This window comes from Pontibacter pamirensis (assembly GCF_010015475.1).
Lineage (GTDB): Bacteria > Bacteroidota > Bacteroidia > Cytophagales > Hymenobacteraceae > Pontibacter > Pontibacter pamirensis.
Genome location: NZ_SSNI01000001.1, coordinates 302009 through 317126 on the forward strand (window position 1 = coordinate 302009; position 15118 = coordinate 317126).

The 15118-nt window shown below is 47.4% G+C and carries 15 protein-coding genes; 6 read left to right on the forward strand and 9 right to left on the reverse strand.

The features are described 5' to 3' along the window. Positions 1-5 precede the first annotated feature (5 nt). A complete protein-coding gene (locus E1919_RS02165; protein WP_162051682.1) occupies positions 6-986 on the forward strand; it encodes an NAD(P)H-quinone oxidoreductase in 981 nt (326 codons plus the stop codon). 127 nt (positions 987-1113) lie between these two features. Here the strand turns inward: E1919_RS02165 and E1919_RS02170 are convergent, their stop codons facing one another. Further along, on the reverse strand, positions 1114-1830 hold the full coding sequence (locus tag E1919_RS02170; protein ID WP_162051683.1) for an RluA family pseudouridine synthase: 717 nt from the start codon (positions 1828-1830) through the stop codon (positions 1114-1116). A gap of 288 nt (positions 1831-2118) precedes the next feature. Between E1919_RS02170 and E1919_RS02175 the strand changes: the two genes are divergently transcribed. From E1919_RS02175 to E1919_RS02185, 3 genes are all read left to right on the forward strand, one after another. Beyond that, positions 2119-2532, forward strand: a complete 414-nt coding sequence (locus E1919_RS02175; RefSeq protein ID WP_162051684.1) for a serine hydrolase domain-containing protein — start codon at positions 2119-2121, stop codon at positions 2530-2532. Between the two features lie 80 nt (positions 2533-2612). Beyond that, entirely contained in the window at positions 2613-4130 is a 1518-nt protein-coding gene (locus E1919_RS02180; protein WP_162051685.1) for a sensor histidine kinase, read from the forward strand. Positions 4131-4200: 70 nt separating this feature from the next. Beyond that, entirely contained in the window at positions 4201-4872 is a 672-nt protein-coding gene (locus E1919_RS02185; RefSeq protein WP_162051686.1) for a LytR/AlgR family response regulator transcription factor, read from the forward strand. Positions 4873-4893: 21 nt separating this feature from the next. Here E1919_RS02185 and E1919_RS02190 read toward each other — a convergent pair whose 3' ends face one another. From E1919_RS02190 to recA, 4 genes are all read right to left on the reverse strand, one after another. Continuing rightward, positions 4894-5928 carry a sensor histidine kinase gene (locus E1919_RS02190; RefSeq protein ID WP_162051687.1) on the reverse strand — a complete coding sequence of 345 codons (1035 nt, stop codon included), beginning with the start codon at positions 5926-5928 and terminating at the stop codon, positions 4894-4896. A 3-nt stretch (positions 5929-5931) separates the two neighbouring features. Continuing rightward, entirely contained in the window at positions 5932-6621 is a 690-nt protein-coding gene (locus E1919_RS02195; protein ID WP_162051688.1) for a response regulator, read from the reverse strand. Between the two features lie 238 nt (positions 6622-6859). Further along, positions 6860-7672 carry a DUF3108 domain-containing protein gene (locus E1919_RS02200; RefSeq protein WP_162051689.1) on the reverse strand — a complete coding sequence of 271 codons (813 nt, stop codon included), beginning with the start codon at positions 7670-7672 and terminating at the stop codon, positions 6860-6862. Positions 7673-7943: 271 nt separating this feature from the next. After that, complete coding sequence (recA, locus tag E1919_RS02205; RefSeq protein ID WP_162051690.1) at positions 7944-8999, reverse strand: recombinase RecA; 1056 nt, start codon at positions 8997-8999, stop codon at positions 7944-7946. 253 nt (positions 9000-9252) lie between these two features. Here recA and E1919_RS02210 point away from each other — a divergent pair, with 253 nt between their 5' ends. Further along, a complete protein-coding gene (locus E1919_RS02210) occupies positions 9253-10311 on the forward strand; it encodes a hypothetical protein (protein ID WP_162051691.1) in 1059 nt (352 codons plus the stop codon). A 60-nt stretch (positions 10312-10371) separates the two neighbouring features. Here the strand turns inward: E1919_RS02210 and E1919_RS02215 are convergent, their stop codons facing one another. Further along, positions 10372-11004, reverse strand: coding sequence for a GNAT family N-acetyltransferase (locus E1919_RS02215; protein ID WP_162051692.1), 633 nt, complete (start codon positions 11002-11004; stop codon positions 10372-10374). Positions 11005-11171: 167 nt separating this feature from the next. On the opposite strand from E1919_RS02215, the gene E1919_RS02220 reads away from it, so the two are divergent. Beyond that, the gene (locus E1919_RS02220) at positions 11172-12035 is read left to right on the forward strand and encodes an SDR family NAD(P)-dependent oxidoreductase (RefSeq protein ID WP_162051693.1); all 864 of its coding nucleotides are present in this window, start codon (positions 11172-11174) and stop codon (positions 12033-12035) included. 132 nt (positions 12036-12167) lie between these two features. On the opposite strand, the gene E1919_RS02225 is transcribed toward E1919_RS02220, so the two are convergent. The 3 genes from E1919_RS02225 to E1919_RS02235 form a co-directional block, all read right to left on the reverse strand. After that, positions 12168-12596, reverse strand: coding sequence for a hypothetical protein (locus tag E1919_RS02225; protein WP_162051694.1), 429 nt, complete (start codon positions 12594-12596; stop codon positions 12168-12170). A gap of 171 nt (positions 12597-12767) precedes the next feature. Continuing rightward, positions 12768-13733, reverse strand: coding sequence for an AAA family ATPase (locus E1919_RS02230; protein WP_162051695.1), 966 nt, complete (start codon positions 13731-13733; stop codon positions 12768-12770). Between the two features lie 4 nt (positions 13734-13737). Then, entirely contained in the window at positions 13738-15105 is a 1368-nt protein-coding gene (locus E1919_RS02235) for a peptidylprolyl isomerase (protein ID WP_237143954.1), read from the reverse strand. Positions 15106-15118: the final 13 nt, after the last annotated feature.

Sequence of the window (15118 nt, forward strand, 5' to 3'; positions counted from 1 at the left end):
TTACGATGAAAGCAATACTTGTTAAAGAGCCGGGAGGGCCAGAGCAACTGTATATAGGAAAATACGAAAAGCCACTGCCAAACCCGTACGAGCTGCTGGTGCGGGTGCATGCCACCGCTTTAAACCGAGCCGACACACTGCAGCGGCAGGGGAAATACCCGCCTCCCAAGGGCGCTAGTTCTATACTGGGCCTGGAGATAGCGGGTGAGGTAGTAGAAGCTGGCATTAGCTGCAAGCAGTTCAAAAAGGGTGATAAAGTATTTGGCTTGTTGCCAGGCGGCGGCTATGCCGAGTATGCCATCATACACGAAGAAATGGCCATGCCTGTGCCGGAGAACCTAAGCATGGAAGAAGCCGCAGCCATACCAGAGGTGTTTCTAACAGCCTATCAGGCGCTGGTGTGGCTGGGCAGGCTACACCCCGGAGAACGGGTGCTAGTTCATGCGGGAGCAAGTGGTGTGGGCACGGCAGGCATACAGCTGGCGCGGGCGCTAAAGGCGGAGGTACTGGTAACGGCATCGGAGCAGAAACTGCAGGCTTGTCTTGATTTGGGAGCAAACAAAGCCATCAACTACAAAGAAGTCGATTTCAAGGATGCCGTGCTGGCGCATACTAACAGTGAAGGTGTAGATGTGATTGTGGATTTCATTGCAGGGCCATACTTTAAACCCAACATTGAATGCCTGCGCCTGGACGGGCGCCTGGTGCTGCTTGCCAGCCTGGGCGGCGGCAAAGTAGATGAGCTTGATCTGCGCACAATACTAATGAAGCGCCTGCACATCATGGGCTCCACCCTGCGCTCCCGCACGCTTGGGTACCAGATGAAGCTGACGGAAGAGATGTGGCGCTTTGCCAAACCGCACTTTGCGAGTGGCCAGATAAAGCCTGTTATCGACACTGTTTTCGACTGGCAGCAGGCAGCAGACGCACACCGCTACATGGAGGAAAACAAGAACATCGGTAAAATTGTGCTGCGGATTAATTAGATAAAGGACTGTTAGATGAAGGAAAAAGGACAAAAGACTAGAGGAGTGTAGGTGCACTTATACCAAGCACAGCTACTTTAATTCTTTTGTCCTTTGTCTATTTATCCTTTGTCCAATAGTCCACACATCAATGTGCTCGAAGCTGCTTAACCAGCACAGCAAAATCTTTCGGGTACGGCGCCTCTACTTTCACGGGCTCCCCGTTCATCAGCACAAAACCCAGGTTAAACGAGTGCAGGGCGAAACGTTTGATCAGGGGCAGCTCCTCTGTTTGCTGCTTCAGGTTATAATGCTTTTTAGGCTTCAGGCTGCTGAGGTATAAGGGTTCACCTCCATACAAAGCATCGTTCACTATAGGGGCCTTCAGATAAGCCAGGTGCACCCGTATCTGGTGCAGGCGGCCAGTAATCGGAAGGCACTCTACAAGGGTATGGCGGTTAAAAATCTCTAGGGTGTTGAAGTACGTTTCAGCAGGTTTGCCCTCTGGCGATAACCTGGCTACTCCTTTAGCACTTGGCGAAATGGAACGGTTTACCAACTGCTCCTCAAACTTATGTGTACCCCAGGCTACGGCATGGTATACTTTGTACACCTCGCGCGCCTCGAACTGCATCGAGAGGTGGCGGTAAGCTTCCGGGTTCTTTGCAAATGCCAGGCAGCCCGATGTGTCTTTATCCAGGCGGTGGCAGGCTTGCAGGTCAGGACTATACTGGCGGGCAATCTTGAGTAGGTTTGTGGTATTGGGTGTGCGGTCTTCCAGCGTCGATAGAAACGGTGGCTTGTTTACCACAATAAAATCCTCGTTCTCGAATATAATCAGGTCTTTAAAAACCGGGTACTTCATGTGTGTTATACTATAAAATCAGGTACAGCTATAGTGTACAGCTGTGCGTGCTGCAAAGATACGGAAATTTGACGTGCGCTGTATTTTGTGTGCGTGTACGGCAGGTGAGGTACTTTGTAAAGGGTGGTTATTTGCCGCTTATGTTCTGGTTACCCCTTCTTCTAGGACCCCGGATTCAATTCGTCACATCTTTTTAGGTGTTCATCACATTTAGTTTTTAATGCTCTAAACGTTGACTAACCTTGCTCATATTAAGTCTGAGTATCACATAGCTTATACTTTACTATTATGAGAGCTTCTGTATTAAAAAGAATATTGTTAGCGGGTATCCGTGGCTGTATCGCTTTCTCAATCAGCATGTTAACAATGATGGGCCTCGCTTCGCAAGCACGTGTACCAGGTAGTGTTTCTCTGCAGGCGGAGAAATATAACTACAATGATATAGCCTACACCTTACTGAGCGAAATCCTGGGAAGGGTAACGGGAACTCCTTACGATGATATCATGGAACTTGAGCAGCCTCAGCCGATCGAGCTTGGGCTTCACTATTCAAGCGTGCAGTTGAGAGGTGACTCCGGCGAAACAGAACTCCGAAAAACAACGGTTATTAACATCAGAAAGCCGGCTTTGCTTCCTGATGTTTCAGGTCATACAAGAATTGGCTCTATGCACCTGAACGCTTATGCACGCTTTCAAAACTGAGCTACTTGTTTCTGTCACTTTTTCTGAAGCTTTCATCTCATTTTATATCTTTCCTCAAAGCTTTAAATTATAATTGTTTTATGAATGATCTCTCTCTGAAAAATTTCGTGGATAAACCTATTCATTTCAGCAAAGTAGAATTTTGGGCAGCTACCACCATCTTCGTTTTTGCGGTGCTTTCTCTTTTAACTGCAGACAGCCCAAACAAAGTCTTTTTTGATGAGGCCGACATTTCTTTCTACTATTATCAGAATTATTTCTTTCCTCAGCTAATCCGGTACACGTTACTTTACCTGTCTTTTTTAGTGCTTAATTTTATTGTAATTCCTAAGCTGATAAAGAAGGAAGCTCTGTTTCTGAATATCCTCTTGATAGTCGTCCTGTTTCTATTAATGGGCATTGCGATCGGAACGATAGATACTTATACCAAAAATTACCAGTTTACCAGGTTTGAAACCCAGCAGCAGACATATGAATATATTTTTCAGAATAGCTTCCATCACGCTTTCTGGCTGCTGCTCATGTTTGGCTTTTATTGTGTTATCAAATACAGCGCTGTCTATCTTCTGACTAATTCAGAGGCTATCCAGTCTAAATACAGAATGATAACCCGGGACGGCCTTGCCGCTTTTGTACTATGGATGGTAAGTATGTTCCTGTTATTGATTGTAGACGCAGAAGTGGAGATAGTTGTGTTTTGGGGATTTGCAGGACCATGTGGCATACTATTATACTGTTATTCCTTCTATAATCTTATTCCTAACTCTCTGAGTAAAAAGAGGCCTTTTATTGCCTACCTTTTACGAGTCGTGGTCATACTGATCATCTCAGTGATACCAATAAGCCTGATGGCCATGCTACTCACGCATTATGAAGACGCTGCTTTTGGCATTTCTGTGTTCAACGTCTTCTTCCAGCTACTTATCACAGTGCCTTTATCGTGGGTGCTTTTTAAACGGCAGATGCAGGGAAAAGAAGAACTATTTGTTTTGAAAAATGAATTGGGGCGGTCTAATGCTAACCTGGATTTTCTTCGTTCCCAGATAAACCCGCACTTTCTTTTTAACACCCTTAACACCCTCTACGGCACCGCCCTGCAGGAAAACAGCGAACGCACTGCGCAGGGCATACAGATGCTCGGCGACATGATGCGCTTTATGCTGCACGAAAACCACCAGCAAAAGATACTGCTGGCCCGCGAAATTGAATACATGCGCAACTACATAGAGTTGCAGTCGCTGCGGACTTCCACATCACCTGACATTGTAATCCAGACAAAGATAGAAGATGTGCTGGCCGAGAAATTTATTGCACCTATGCTGCTCATCCCTTTCGTGGAAAATGCCTTTAAGCACGGTATCAGCCTGAAGCACAAATCCTGGATCAGGGTAACCTTATATTACGAGCAGAACAAGTTGTACTTTGATGTTTATAACAGCACGCACGCCAAGCAGGATCAGGACCCGGAAAAAAACAAGTCGGGAGTGGGGCTGGAGAACGTAAGGCAGCGCCTGGCCCTGCTATACCCGGAGAGGCACGAACTGGTGATAAGAGAGACATTGGAGGAGTTTTTTGTACACCTGACACTCCAATTGTAAACCAGGGGCAGTTGTATGGTTTATTTTCCGGAAACAGGTATCTTATGTATGAATTACAGAAGCAGGTAGTATGAAGGCAATTGCAATAGATGATGAACCGATGGCGCTGGAGGTAGTGCGCTCTCATGCGGCTAAAGTGCCTTTCCTGGAACTGGCGGCCTGCTTCACAGATGCCTTTAAGGCGATGGAGTACCTGCAGCATGAGGCGGTGGACCTGCTTTTCCTGGACATAAAAATGCCCGACATCAACGGGCTGGAGTTTGTGACCAGTCTGCAGAAAAAGCCACTTGTTATTTTTACAACTGCCTACTCAGAGCATGCTGTCACCAGCTTTGAGCTGGATGCCGTCGATTACCTGCTAAAGCCTTTCGCACTTGTTAGGTTTCTGAAAGCCTGCAACAAGGCGCAGGAACTGCTGCAGTTGCGTAATGGTATGGTTGCTCCGAAAGATTACATATTCTTAAAAACAGGCTATGAGCAGGTAAAGGTGCACTATGATGCGATACTATACATGGAGGCTGCAGGCAACTATGTCACCTTTGTGCTGGAGGGGAGCAAGTTGCTGTCGCGGATGACGATAAACGAGCTAAGCGAACTATTGCCCGCCGATAAGTTTACCCGTGTACACCGTTCCTATATCGTGGCCAAAGATAGGATTGATAAGATAGAGCGCCATCAGGTTTGTGTGAAAGGACAATGCGTGCCTGTTGGAGCATCTTACATGCAGCAGTTGCAGGTATAGCTCTGATTTTTTCTTTCAACTCTACTTCGCCTTTTGCAACTTGAAGCGGATAGTGGTGCCCTTGCCTATCTCGCTTTTAACGGCTATCACAGAGCGGTGGGCCTCCACAATATGCTTGCAGATGGCCAGGCCGAGGCCGGTGCTGGTTGTGTCGCGGGCGCGGCTTTTGTCAATGCGGTAGAAGCGCTCAAAAATGCGGTTAATGTGTTCCTGTCCGATGCCTTTTCCGTCGTCTTTCACGGTAACAGTAAACTTCTTACGGCCTTCGTCAAAGTATACCCATATATTGCCTCCCTTATGGCCGTACTTGATGGCATTGTCCATGAGGTTGATGAACACCTGCCGGATGCGATTCGGATCGGCAAACAAAATGACCTTTTCATCCGGGGCAACCTCTAAGTGAAAGTTAATTTCGTGCTGTGCGGCTTTTTGCTCCAGTTGCTCAAACACCTCCTGCACCAGCGGCACTGCATCAAAGTTGCGCTTCTGCATTTTTACCACGCCCTTCTCGAACTGTGATATGCTGATCAGGTCCTGCACAAGGGCATCCAGGCTATCCAAGCTTTTGGCTGCTTTCTGCAGGAACTTATCGCGCACGTTCGGGTCGTCTACTGCCCCGTCCAGCAGCGTATGTATGAATCCCTGCGCTGCGAAGATCGGAGTCTTCAGTTCGTGCGACACATCTGCAAGAAATTCGCGGCGCATCGATTGCAGTTGTTTCAGCTCGTCAATTTCCTGCTGTTTCCCCGCCGCAATCATGTAAATGTCTTCTTTGATCTTCCTCAGCGGATCTGCTGTTAAGGTCGACTTGCTTCCTACTTGCTTGAAGTCCTGCCGCCTTAGCTTTTCCAGGCTGGAGTACACGTTTTTAACTTCCCGAAACACCAGCGCCTCGTAAGAAAAGTAAAGCAACAGAAAGCAACTGATGAACACGATGACCAGTGCCACAATAAAGCCCTGCCAAGAAAAGTAGGTGGCTAAAGCAAGAAAGGCGGTGAGCACAAGTGCTACCGCCAGTGAAATAAATAAGGCAAGCGTACGGGAGGTAAAATTCATTCACTAATCATTGTTGAACTTATAGCCCACGCCTTTTATGGTTTTAATGTTTTCTTCCCCAATCTTCTCACGTACTTTCCGGATGTGTACATCTACGGTGCGGGCAATTACATACACATCGTTCCCCCATACGTTATTAAGCAACTCTTCGCGGGTATATACTTTATTGGGAGTGGCTGCTAGGAAAGAAAGCAGCTGGAATTCTTTTTTAGGTAAAGTGATTTTTTCGTCGCCTTTGTAAACAGCAAAGCTGGTGCGGTCTATGCGCAGGTCGCCTGCTTCTATTATCTGGTTCTCTTCTTCGTGGAGCGAATCCCGGCGTGTATAAGCGGCCAGCCTGCTCAACAGCGCCCGTGGCTTGATGGGTTTGGTGATAAAGTCGTCGGCGCCTGCCTCGAAGGCAGCAACCTCTGAGAACTCCTCTGCGCGGGCTGTCAGGAAGATGATGTGCGTGTTGCGGAAATCTTCCATTTCGCGCAGCTGGCGGCAGGCTGAGATTCCGTCTAACACAGGCATCATCACGTCCATCAGGATAACGTCTGGTTTTACTGCCTGTGCTACTGTTATGGCTTTCTTGCCGTTTTCTGCTTCAGTTACATCGTACCCTTCGCGTGTCAGGTTGTACTGTAGCATTTCAACGATATCCGGATCATCGTCTACTACTAATATCTTATAGTTTGTTGCAGTTTGCACGGTACAATAACATTAGAGTTTGAGTAGGAGTGGTGCAGCTAAAAACATCAGCGCCAAGTAAAGCTTCTTTTGTTGCTTAACCAGCCTATAGATTCCTGCTGCGTTACCATTTCCTGATGTAAATATATCATTCCTTAAGTCAATTAAACATCTGCTTGTTAAATCATAATATTTTCTTAACACAGGTAGGCTTTCTTCTGAACGGCAATAAAAAAGCCGACTATATAGCCGGCTCTGATTATTTCTGCGCTAACAGGGATGTTTTATGTTTGAGGTTTTTGTACTCGTAGAGGTTTATCTTCAGGGAACCTACAAACATTTCAGCTTGTATCAGCACGGGGATTTTGTTCTTATCGTCAGAGAGGTATACGGTAATAGCATCCTCACCATCGAACAACTTGTTCTTAGGCATCTTTGGGATAAGCTTTATAGCCCTTATGTCGCCCGCTTTTGTGCTCACTACCTCACGGCCTTTATAGGTTACCTGCATATTAAAAGTCTCTTCGTCAAAAAAGCCCTGCAGGTTTAACTTATCGCCTACATTCATTCTGTCGAAGTCCAGGGTGCGCAGGTAATAAAAGCCGCTGACAATATCCTGCACATTTTCAGGAATTTTATAGCTACCCGTTTTCTTTTGCCTGTTTCTTTTCTTAGACTCTACAAACGCGGTGTTCCTGTAATGATTAAAATCAATTGTTTCTCGCTTGCGATAGTTGCCTTCCTCAATGTTTCTGTAAAAACGCTGTGGCACTATGGCGGCAGTGTCTATATAAGACTGCCAGGTGTCGCGTACCCGAATAAAGAAGTCGAAGGAGCTATTCGTTTTTCCGGTTACTGTTGTGCGGTAACACGGCCGGTTATTAATGTAATGCAGGTCAGGGGCTGTCTCTATAGTTGCATCTGCTGCCGTAATAAGGCCATAATGCACCTTATACTTCAGTACTTCCCCTGTAGAGAAGCTTTCATTCCGGACGCTGCGCATTCTGTCTTTAGAGACAAAGCCAACTAGTACTAATGCTAGTATCAGGAGCGCAGGGAAAAACTTCTTCATAAATTTCCTTCTTGTTGGGATGAACAGTTCTTAATTCCTGATCACTTCAAGTTTTGTACCAACTATACCTTTAGCTTTCAAACTTTATATTCTAATTTGCTAATGCGTGCTTCCAGAACCTGATATCATCCATTTCAGCTTTTTTAATAGAAAGTTGATCTTGCCGTATTAAGTTAAACATAGTTAAGTGCCTGATCAATTCAAAATAAATAAAAAAAGGCGCTGCTTTTATACAACGCCTTTTTTGCTATTTCTGTTCAGGAAACAATGTTCATTCAACTTCAGTGGCCTTGGCGGCTGAATCGTCCAGCGCTGCGGCTACTTTTTCAGGCTCACCTTTTACAATGGCTCTGATTTTGGTTTCAATTTCTTCCATCAGTTCCGGGTTATCCAGCAGGATCTGCTTTACACCGTCACGACCCTGGCCTAATTTGTTGCCGTCATAAGAGAACCAGGAGCCAGACTTCTGCACAATGCCCAAATCCACGCCCAGGTCCAGAATCTCACCTACTTTAGAAATACCTTCGCCATACATGATGTCGAACTCTACCACTTTAAAAGGAGGTGCTACTTTATTCTTCACCACTTTCACACGGGTACGGTTACCTGTAATATTATCAGCGCTTTCTTTTATCTGGCCAATACGGCGGATATCCAAGCGCACAGAAGCGTAGAACTTAAGGGCGTTACCGCCAGTGGTTGTCTCAGGGTTACCGAACATCACACCAATTTTCTCACGCAGCTGGTTAATGAAGATACAGGTACATCCTGTTTTGTTGATGGTACCGGTTAGCTTACGCAGTGCCTGAGACATCAGACGTGCCTGCAGACCCATTTTGCTGTCACCCATATCACCTTCCAACTCACCTTTCGGTACAAGAGCGGCAACGGAGTCAATTACGATAATATCTATAGCGCCTGAGCGAATCAGGTGGTCAGCAATTTCAAGTGCCTGCTCCCCATTGTCTGGCTGAGAGATTAATAAATTTTCAGTGTCAATGCCAAGCTTTTGGGCGTAGGTTCTGTCAAAGGCGTGCTCCGCATCGATAAACGCAGCCATGCCGCCTTTCTTTTGTGCTTCGGCAATGCAGTGCATTGTAAGAGTAGTTTTACCAGATGATTCCGGACCATAGATTTCTACGACACGGCCACGTGGCAAACCACCAATACCCAAAGCAATATCAAGCCCAAGCGAGCCAGTGGATATAGCAGGTATGTCTTCTACCTTGTTGTCGCTCAACTTCATTACGGTGCCTTTGCCGTATGTCTTGTCAAGCTTATCCATGGTTAGCTGTAGCGCTTTAAGTTTTTCGTTGCTTAGACTCATGTGTTTATTTTATTTAGCTTTATATTGAAGGTGAAATTACTACTTTTGGAGCCAACTTGCAAAAAAGTAATCAGGTATTTTGCTAAATATTTTAGCCACCCTGTGGCGCCTGATTATAACAGAACATCACTCCTTTTTGTGCCATCCTTTACACTTATTTATGAGCTATTGTAGGCTCTGTTTGCTTTGTTTTCTGTTGGTTTATAGCTGCTTTGCCAAGGCACAGCTAAACAATAATGTCCTGCGGCAGCAGATGCCCGTAGTAGCTCAAAATGCTAATGAGGTTAGAATTGGAGTCTATGCCTTTGGCTTCTCTAAGAACAATGAGTACTTCAATAAGATTGCAGATGGCTATACTTTGTTCGGCTATCACCTCAACCCTGAACTGGTGTATTATCCGGCATCATTCGTGCGCCTGGAGGTTGGCGTTTTCCTCTGGAAAGACTTTGGCAGCGCAGGATATCAGGACATCGCCCCCACGTTTACAGCTAAGATACAGAAGGAGAACTGGGCGCTGTTCTTCGGTGCACTGGAGGGTAACCTGAATCACGGCTACGTTGAGCCGCTTTACGACTTCGAGCGCGTGATTACGAACCGGCTCGAGAACGGCCTGCAATACCAGCTCAACACACACCGTGTAGCATTAGATGCCTGGATAGACTGGAACCACATGCTGTATAGAGGGGAAGATGACCAGGAAAAAGTAAACGGTGGGGCAGCGGTAGATATTTTGCTGCTGGAACAGGCGGGGAGGGGTATCACTGCGGATAGTCTGCGCCTAACTATACCCATACAGTTTACCGCCCAGCACAAAGGGGGGCAGATAGACGCTTCACCACTGCCGCTGACAACTGTGGCAAACGCTGCCATAGGCTTCGAACTGGAGAAGAGGTATAGCCGCAAGGTATTACACAGGCTTTATACAAAAAATTACCTTGTGGGCTTCAAAGACTTTTCAAATGAGTTTCAACTGCCGTACACGCAGGGCTATGGCATTTACCTGAATGCCGGTATCGATACAAAGTACCAGGACGTGATGCTTAGCTACTGGCGCGGTGATAGCTACATAGCGGAGTTGGGAGGGAGGCTGTACCAATCGGCCTCCACTACTTTTAAGAACCCGGACTACCTTCAGGAGGAGCGGCAGCTACTAATTTTGCGGCTGATGAAGGATATTGAAATAATCGATAACCTACACCTTACGATACGCCTGGAACCAGTAGTAGACCTGGACAACCCGAAGTTGGAGTTCTCCAACGCCTTCTACCTTACTTTTGATACAGAGTTCTTTGTGGCCAAGCCGAGGAGGTAGCACATGTTACTTACCTCCTGTACCCACTACTCATTGAGTTATTCAATTATTCAGAATTAGTTACACCATGGCGGCAGCGTTAGCCTGCTCCTGTTCCAGTTGCTTGGCTTCAAAGTCCTCACGCGTCAGGCCATAGTAGCTTAAGTCCAGTAGCTCATCCGAGTCGGCACCCCGGTAGTCGTTGCGAAGTACCCCTTCTTTTAAAAAGCCGTTTTTCTCAGCTAAGGCGCCATAGCTTTCGTTGGCGTTGGTGCAGCGCATGTATACCTTGTTCATCTTTAGGGAATCGAAAGCGAACTGAAGCACTGCCTGTAGTGCCTCCTGTACCAGGGCCTTACTGTTGGGCCACTCCGTGAAGTACAGTCCCAGTTCTGCTTTGGGTATCGTGCGGTCTAGATTCTTCAGCGCAATATTGCCGATGTAGGCATTGTCTTCTGTTTGCCAGACACCAAAGTCAAAGGTGCGGCGATTGTCCCACTCTGTGCGCAGTTGCCGCACTTGCGTTCTCGCATCTTCCAGCACACGCACGCGTGCTAACCGACCGGCAAAAGCAGGAATTAAATAGGGTATATTCTCCTGAAGCAGACGCATAAAGTTACTTTCATCGCCTTCCTCATAGGGCCTTAATGTCAGGTGCTCTGTATCCAGCTGTTCCTCATAAGAATCAGGTAAAGTGTTGTATAAAAAATTCATGGTTTGTCCCTTATATGGTTTTTGAGAGGGTGCCTTACTTGTTCATACGTGAAAGAAAAAGATTGTGATGCCATAGGCCACATAAGTGCAAGTGCCAACTGTGCTGCTGCTTTTGTCGTTAAAAATGAGCAAGCTAAATAGTAAACCAAACAAAATCTGAAAACAAAATGGGAAACAGACTTAAAGGAAAAGTAGCTATCGTGACAGGCGGTGGCGCAGGAATAGGCGAAGCCATTAGTAAAAAGTTCGCCAAAGAAGGGGCAAGTGTAGTGGTAGCCGGCTTTCCGGAAGACCCGGTAGAGGACGTGGTGAAAAAAATACAGGAGGAGGGAGGCACAGCCATTCCGTTCACTGCTGATTTGTCGTCCCTTGCCAATGCCAGCAGTTGTGTAGAACTGGCCGTGAAGCAGTTCGGGAAACTGGACATCCTGATTAACAACGCCGGTACCTTTCCTGAAACAAATATGCTGTCGGAGTATTCAGAAGAGGCGTTTGAATATATGATCAAAAATAATGTGAAGACTACTTTTGTCATGAGTAAGGCTGCGTTGCCGGAACTGCAGAAAACAAAAGGCAATATAGTTACAGCCGGCTCTGAGTCTGGTGTGCTCGGCATTGCCCAAAATGCGCCGTATGGTGGCACCAAAGGCTTTAACCATGCTTTCACGAAGGGGCTGGCGGCAGAGCAGGCGCAAAAAGGCGTGCGTTGCAACATAGTGGCCCCCGGCCCTATAGACACTGGCTGGACGCACAAAGAAACCGGCCCAATGGACAGCGAGATGGAGAAGATGGTGACGCAGGGAACGCTGATGGGGCGCAGAGGTACACCAGAAGAGGTAGCCAATGTATACCTCTTCCTGGCATCTGACGAGGCCTCTTATGTAACGGGAGCCGTTTGGCCTGTTGATGGCGGCACGCTCATAGCCAAAGGCCCTGCCGGCGACATGGCAGCTGACAGCATGAAAAAGCAGCCTAAAAAAGACCTGAACCTGGAGCATTCTAAGGACAGCCACACTTCTATCCGGAAATAAGCAGTTTCTGATTACTTCCGGAGACTGCCACGTGCTGCTTTTGCTCCTGAGGAATGCCAATATATAAAAAGCCAGCGATACTCTCAGGTAGCGCTGGCTCTTTTATATATCTACCAGTGTGTTTCTGCCGCTCTATGCGTTCAGGAACGGATAGTTAAAGTGCTTGGGGCTGTGTAATTTCTGCTGGGCCATCATCACCTGCAGCGTGTGGGCCGCCTCCTTGAAGTACTCCAGCCGGCGGTACAGCATCTCTTTTTGTAATACGACACCCGTTGCCGTTTTCATATAGGCTTTTTTATCCTCCAGCACGCGGTGCAACACCTCGTTTACATGCTCCTCGTGCTGCAGGTACCACTGCTGGAAATCCTGCACGCGTTCGGCACCTGTTGTAGCAGAGTTAAACTCCAGCCCATGCAGGCGCAGCACATCTGCCAATAGGTTTACTTCCAGTGGAAGAGAGGTGTTGTAAGGCATCGAACGCAATTCAAGAGGACTGTTAAAAGCACCAACTACAGTGGTTAGGTTCTTTTTAAAGTGCAGGTATAAAGCAGCCGCTTCCATAAATGTATAGGGAGATGTTGGTAAAGTGATTGGGTGCAAAACTACACCAATTTAGCGTACTAACAATACGCTGAGGCTGGATAGTTATATTGTTGATAGTTGATTGCTAATTACTTGATGACTATAATATTGAATAATCTTATTTAACAATTAACATCAAACAATCAACAATTACAGCAGCTCCTGAATAATCCTTTCTACAGTAATGCCTTCTGCCTCGGCTTTGAAATTGCGCACAATGCGGTGCCGGAGGATAGGGAATGCCACTGCCTGCACGTCTTCAATATCAGGACTGTATTTTCCGTTAAGGATGGCATTGCATTTAGCGCCTACAATCAGGTGCTGAGAAGCTCTTGGGCCTGCACCCCACTCCAGGTACTGATTTGCCTGCGTGGAGGCCATGGGCATGTTAGGACGTGTTTTGTGCACCAGCTTTACCGCATACTCCACCACATTGTCTACCACAGGCACACGGCGCACCAGCTGCTGAAAGGCAATAATGTCATCGGCATGCAGGATTTTGTTCAGAGAGTTCACAGAAGCGCCTGTTGTATTCTTTACAATCTGCAGCTCCGACTCGTAGCTTGGGTAGTCGAGCGTAATATTGAACATGAAGCGGTCCAGCTGTGCCTCGGGCAGGGGGTAAGTTCCTTCCTGCTCAATTGGGTTCTGGGTTGCCAGCACGAAGAAAGGCCTTGGCAGGTTGTATTTGTGTCCGGCCACTGTAACGGCATGTTCCTGCATGGCCTCTAAGAGCGCTGCCTGTGTTTTTGGGGGCGTGCGGTTGATTTCATCGGCCAGCACAATGTTGGCAAACACCGGCCCCGTTACAAACTTAAAGTTGCGTTCGTTGTCCAGTGTCTCAGCGCCCACAATATCAGACGGCATCAGGTCGGGCGTAAACTGCACCCGGTTAAACGACATATCCAGTGAGGAGGCGATGGTTTGGATGAGGAGCGTCTTGGCGAGCCCCGGCACCCCCACCAGCAGGCAGTGCCCCTGACAAAAAACAGCTGTAAGTACTAATTTTACAACTTCTTCCTGCCCTACAATCACTTTTGATATTTCGGAAGTTAACTCCCGGTAAACGTGGTGTAGCGCGTCGGCTGCTTCTTTGTCAGAGGTGAACTGCTTCATTTTTTTATTGCATTAGTTGTTGGAGTCCACCACATTCCTGGTACTCCGGATCAATTTCAATAAACACGGTGTCAATATTCTTGCGGAACCACTCGTCCACGGCTTTGCTGCGTTTTTCAGCGAGCGCAGCATTAGAAATCCGCTGATAATCGTCCTGGAGGTTAGCCAGGTGTGGTTTTGATTTACCTTTCAGGTAGATAATGCGCACCGCTTCTTTGCCATCCTCTGTCGTAAACGGAATCGGCCTCGAAATATCCCCTACCTGCATCGTGTCAATCACGAAGAAGATAGATGGATCGACCTGGTCCATCGGAATATAAGTGCTGCCGTCACGGCCTGACATCATGCCGCCGTTGTCTTTTGTGGCCTTATCATCAGAGTACTCTTTGGACGCTTTAGGGAACGTCAGCAGGCTGTCGTTCTGTATCTTCGTCCGGATACTGTCCAGTGCTGTAACGGCCTCCTGTATGTCTACCGTCGCTGTGGCTGGCTTGATAAGAATGTGGCGCGTGTTAAATTCCTGGCCACGACGCTCGATCAACTGAATAAGGTGAAAGCCGAACTGTGACTCAACCACACTGGAAATTCCGCCGGGCTCCATGCGCAAAGCAGCAGCTTCATACTCTGGCACCAATTCTTTCTTCTTAAAGAAGCCCAGTTCCCCGCCGGCCTGTGCCGAGCCTGGGTCCTGTGAATATTGTGTTGCCAGTGTGGCAAAGTCTTCACCGGCAAGTATACGCTTGCGCAGGGCCTCCAGTTGCTCCCGGGCCGCCTGCTTTTGCGTCTTGCTTACAGTGGCGTATTTTATAATCTGGCCAAGTTCTACCTCGCTTGAAAAATAAGGAAGACTGTCTGATGGTATATTGTTGAAGTACCTTTTGATTTCTTTCGGGGTAACGGTTACTTTGCTTGTAATCTCCCGCTGCATGTTCTCCATCACCATCTGTTCACGCACGGTGCGGCGCAGCTCTTCTTTCAGTTGTGTGATGCTTTTGTTGTAGTACTGCTCCAGTCGCTCTACGCCGCCTACCTGGCCGGCTAGGTACTGTATACGGCGGTCCAGTTCATTGGCCACCAGTGGTTCCTCTACCACAATAGAGTCTATCTCGGCACGAGCCAGGAGCAGCTTGTCCTGCAGCAGAGAGGTGAATATCTGGCACTTCATTTCTTCGCTTGGCTGCTGTTTAGACTGCTGAAGGTACTGCAGGTAGCCAAACTCTACGTCAGAGCGTAAAACAACGTAGTTGTCTACTTTTGCTATGATACCATCCACCGATCGCTGCACAGGTGCCTGGGCAAAAGCCGTAGAGGAAATTACAATGAGGCAAATTGCCGCAAAGGCCGTTCTGGCAAAATGATGTATCTTTTCCAAGGTTGTAATAATT

What these genes read in the sequence shown, in the direction of transcription:
- E1919_RS02210 (WP_162051691.1), top strand. Translation starts at nt 9,253, where the DNA reads ATGCCCGTAGTAGCTCAAAATGCTAATGAGGTTAGAATTGGAGTCTAT.
- E1919_RS02225 (WP_162051694.1), bottom strand. Translation starts at nt 12,596, where the DNA reads ATGGAAGCGGCTGCTTTATACCTGCACTTTAAAAAGAACCTAACCACT.
- E1919_RS02165 (WP_162051682.1), top strand. Translation starts at nt 6, where the DNA reads ATGAAAGCAATACTTGTTAAAGAGCCGGGAGGGCCAGAGCAACTGTAT.
- E1919_RS02170 (WP_162051683.1), bottom strand. Translation starts at nt 1,830, where the DNA reads ATGAAGTACCCGGTTTTTAAAGACCTGATTATATTCGAGAACGAGGAT.
- recA (WP_162051690.1), bottom strand. Translation starts at nt 8,999, where the DNA reads ATGAGTCTAAGCAACGAAAAACTTAAAGCGCTACAGCTAACCATGGAT.
- E1919_RS02190 (WP_162051687.1), bottom strand. Translation starts at nt 5,928, where the DNA reads ATGAATTTTACCTCCCGTACGCTTGCCTTATTTATTTCACTGGCGGTA.
- E1919_RS02230 (WP_162051695.1), bottom strand. Translation starts at nt 13,733, where the DNA reads ATGAAGCAGTTCACCTCTGACAAAGAAGCAGCCGACGCGCTACACCAC.
- E1919_RS02200 (WP_162051689.1), bottom strand. Translation starts at nt 7,672, where the DNA reads ATGAAGAAGTTTTTCCCTGCGCTCCTGATACTAGCATTAGTACTAGTT.
- E1919_RS02220 (WP_162051693.1), top strand. Translation starts at nt 11,172, where the DNA reads ATGGGAAACAGACTTAAAGGAAAAGTAGCTATCGTGACAGGCGGTGGC.
- E1919_RS02175 (WP_162051684.1), top strand. Translation starts at nt 2,119, where the DNA reads ATGAGAGCTTCTGTATTAAAAAGAATATTGTTAGCGGGTATCCGTGGC.
- E1919_RS02180 (WP_162051685.1), top strand. Translation starts at nt 2,613, where the DNA reads ATGAATGATCTCTCTCTGAAAAATTTCGTGGATAAACCTATTCATTTC.
- E1919_RS02185 (WP_162051686.1), top strand. Translation starts at nt 4,201, where the DNA reads ATGAAGGCAATTGCAATAGATGATGAACCGATGGCGCTGGAGGTAGTG.
- E1919_RS02215 (WP_162051692.1), bottom strand. Translation starts at nt 11,004, where the DNA reads ATGAATTTTTTATACAACACTTTACCTGATTCTTATGAGGAACAGCTG.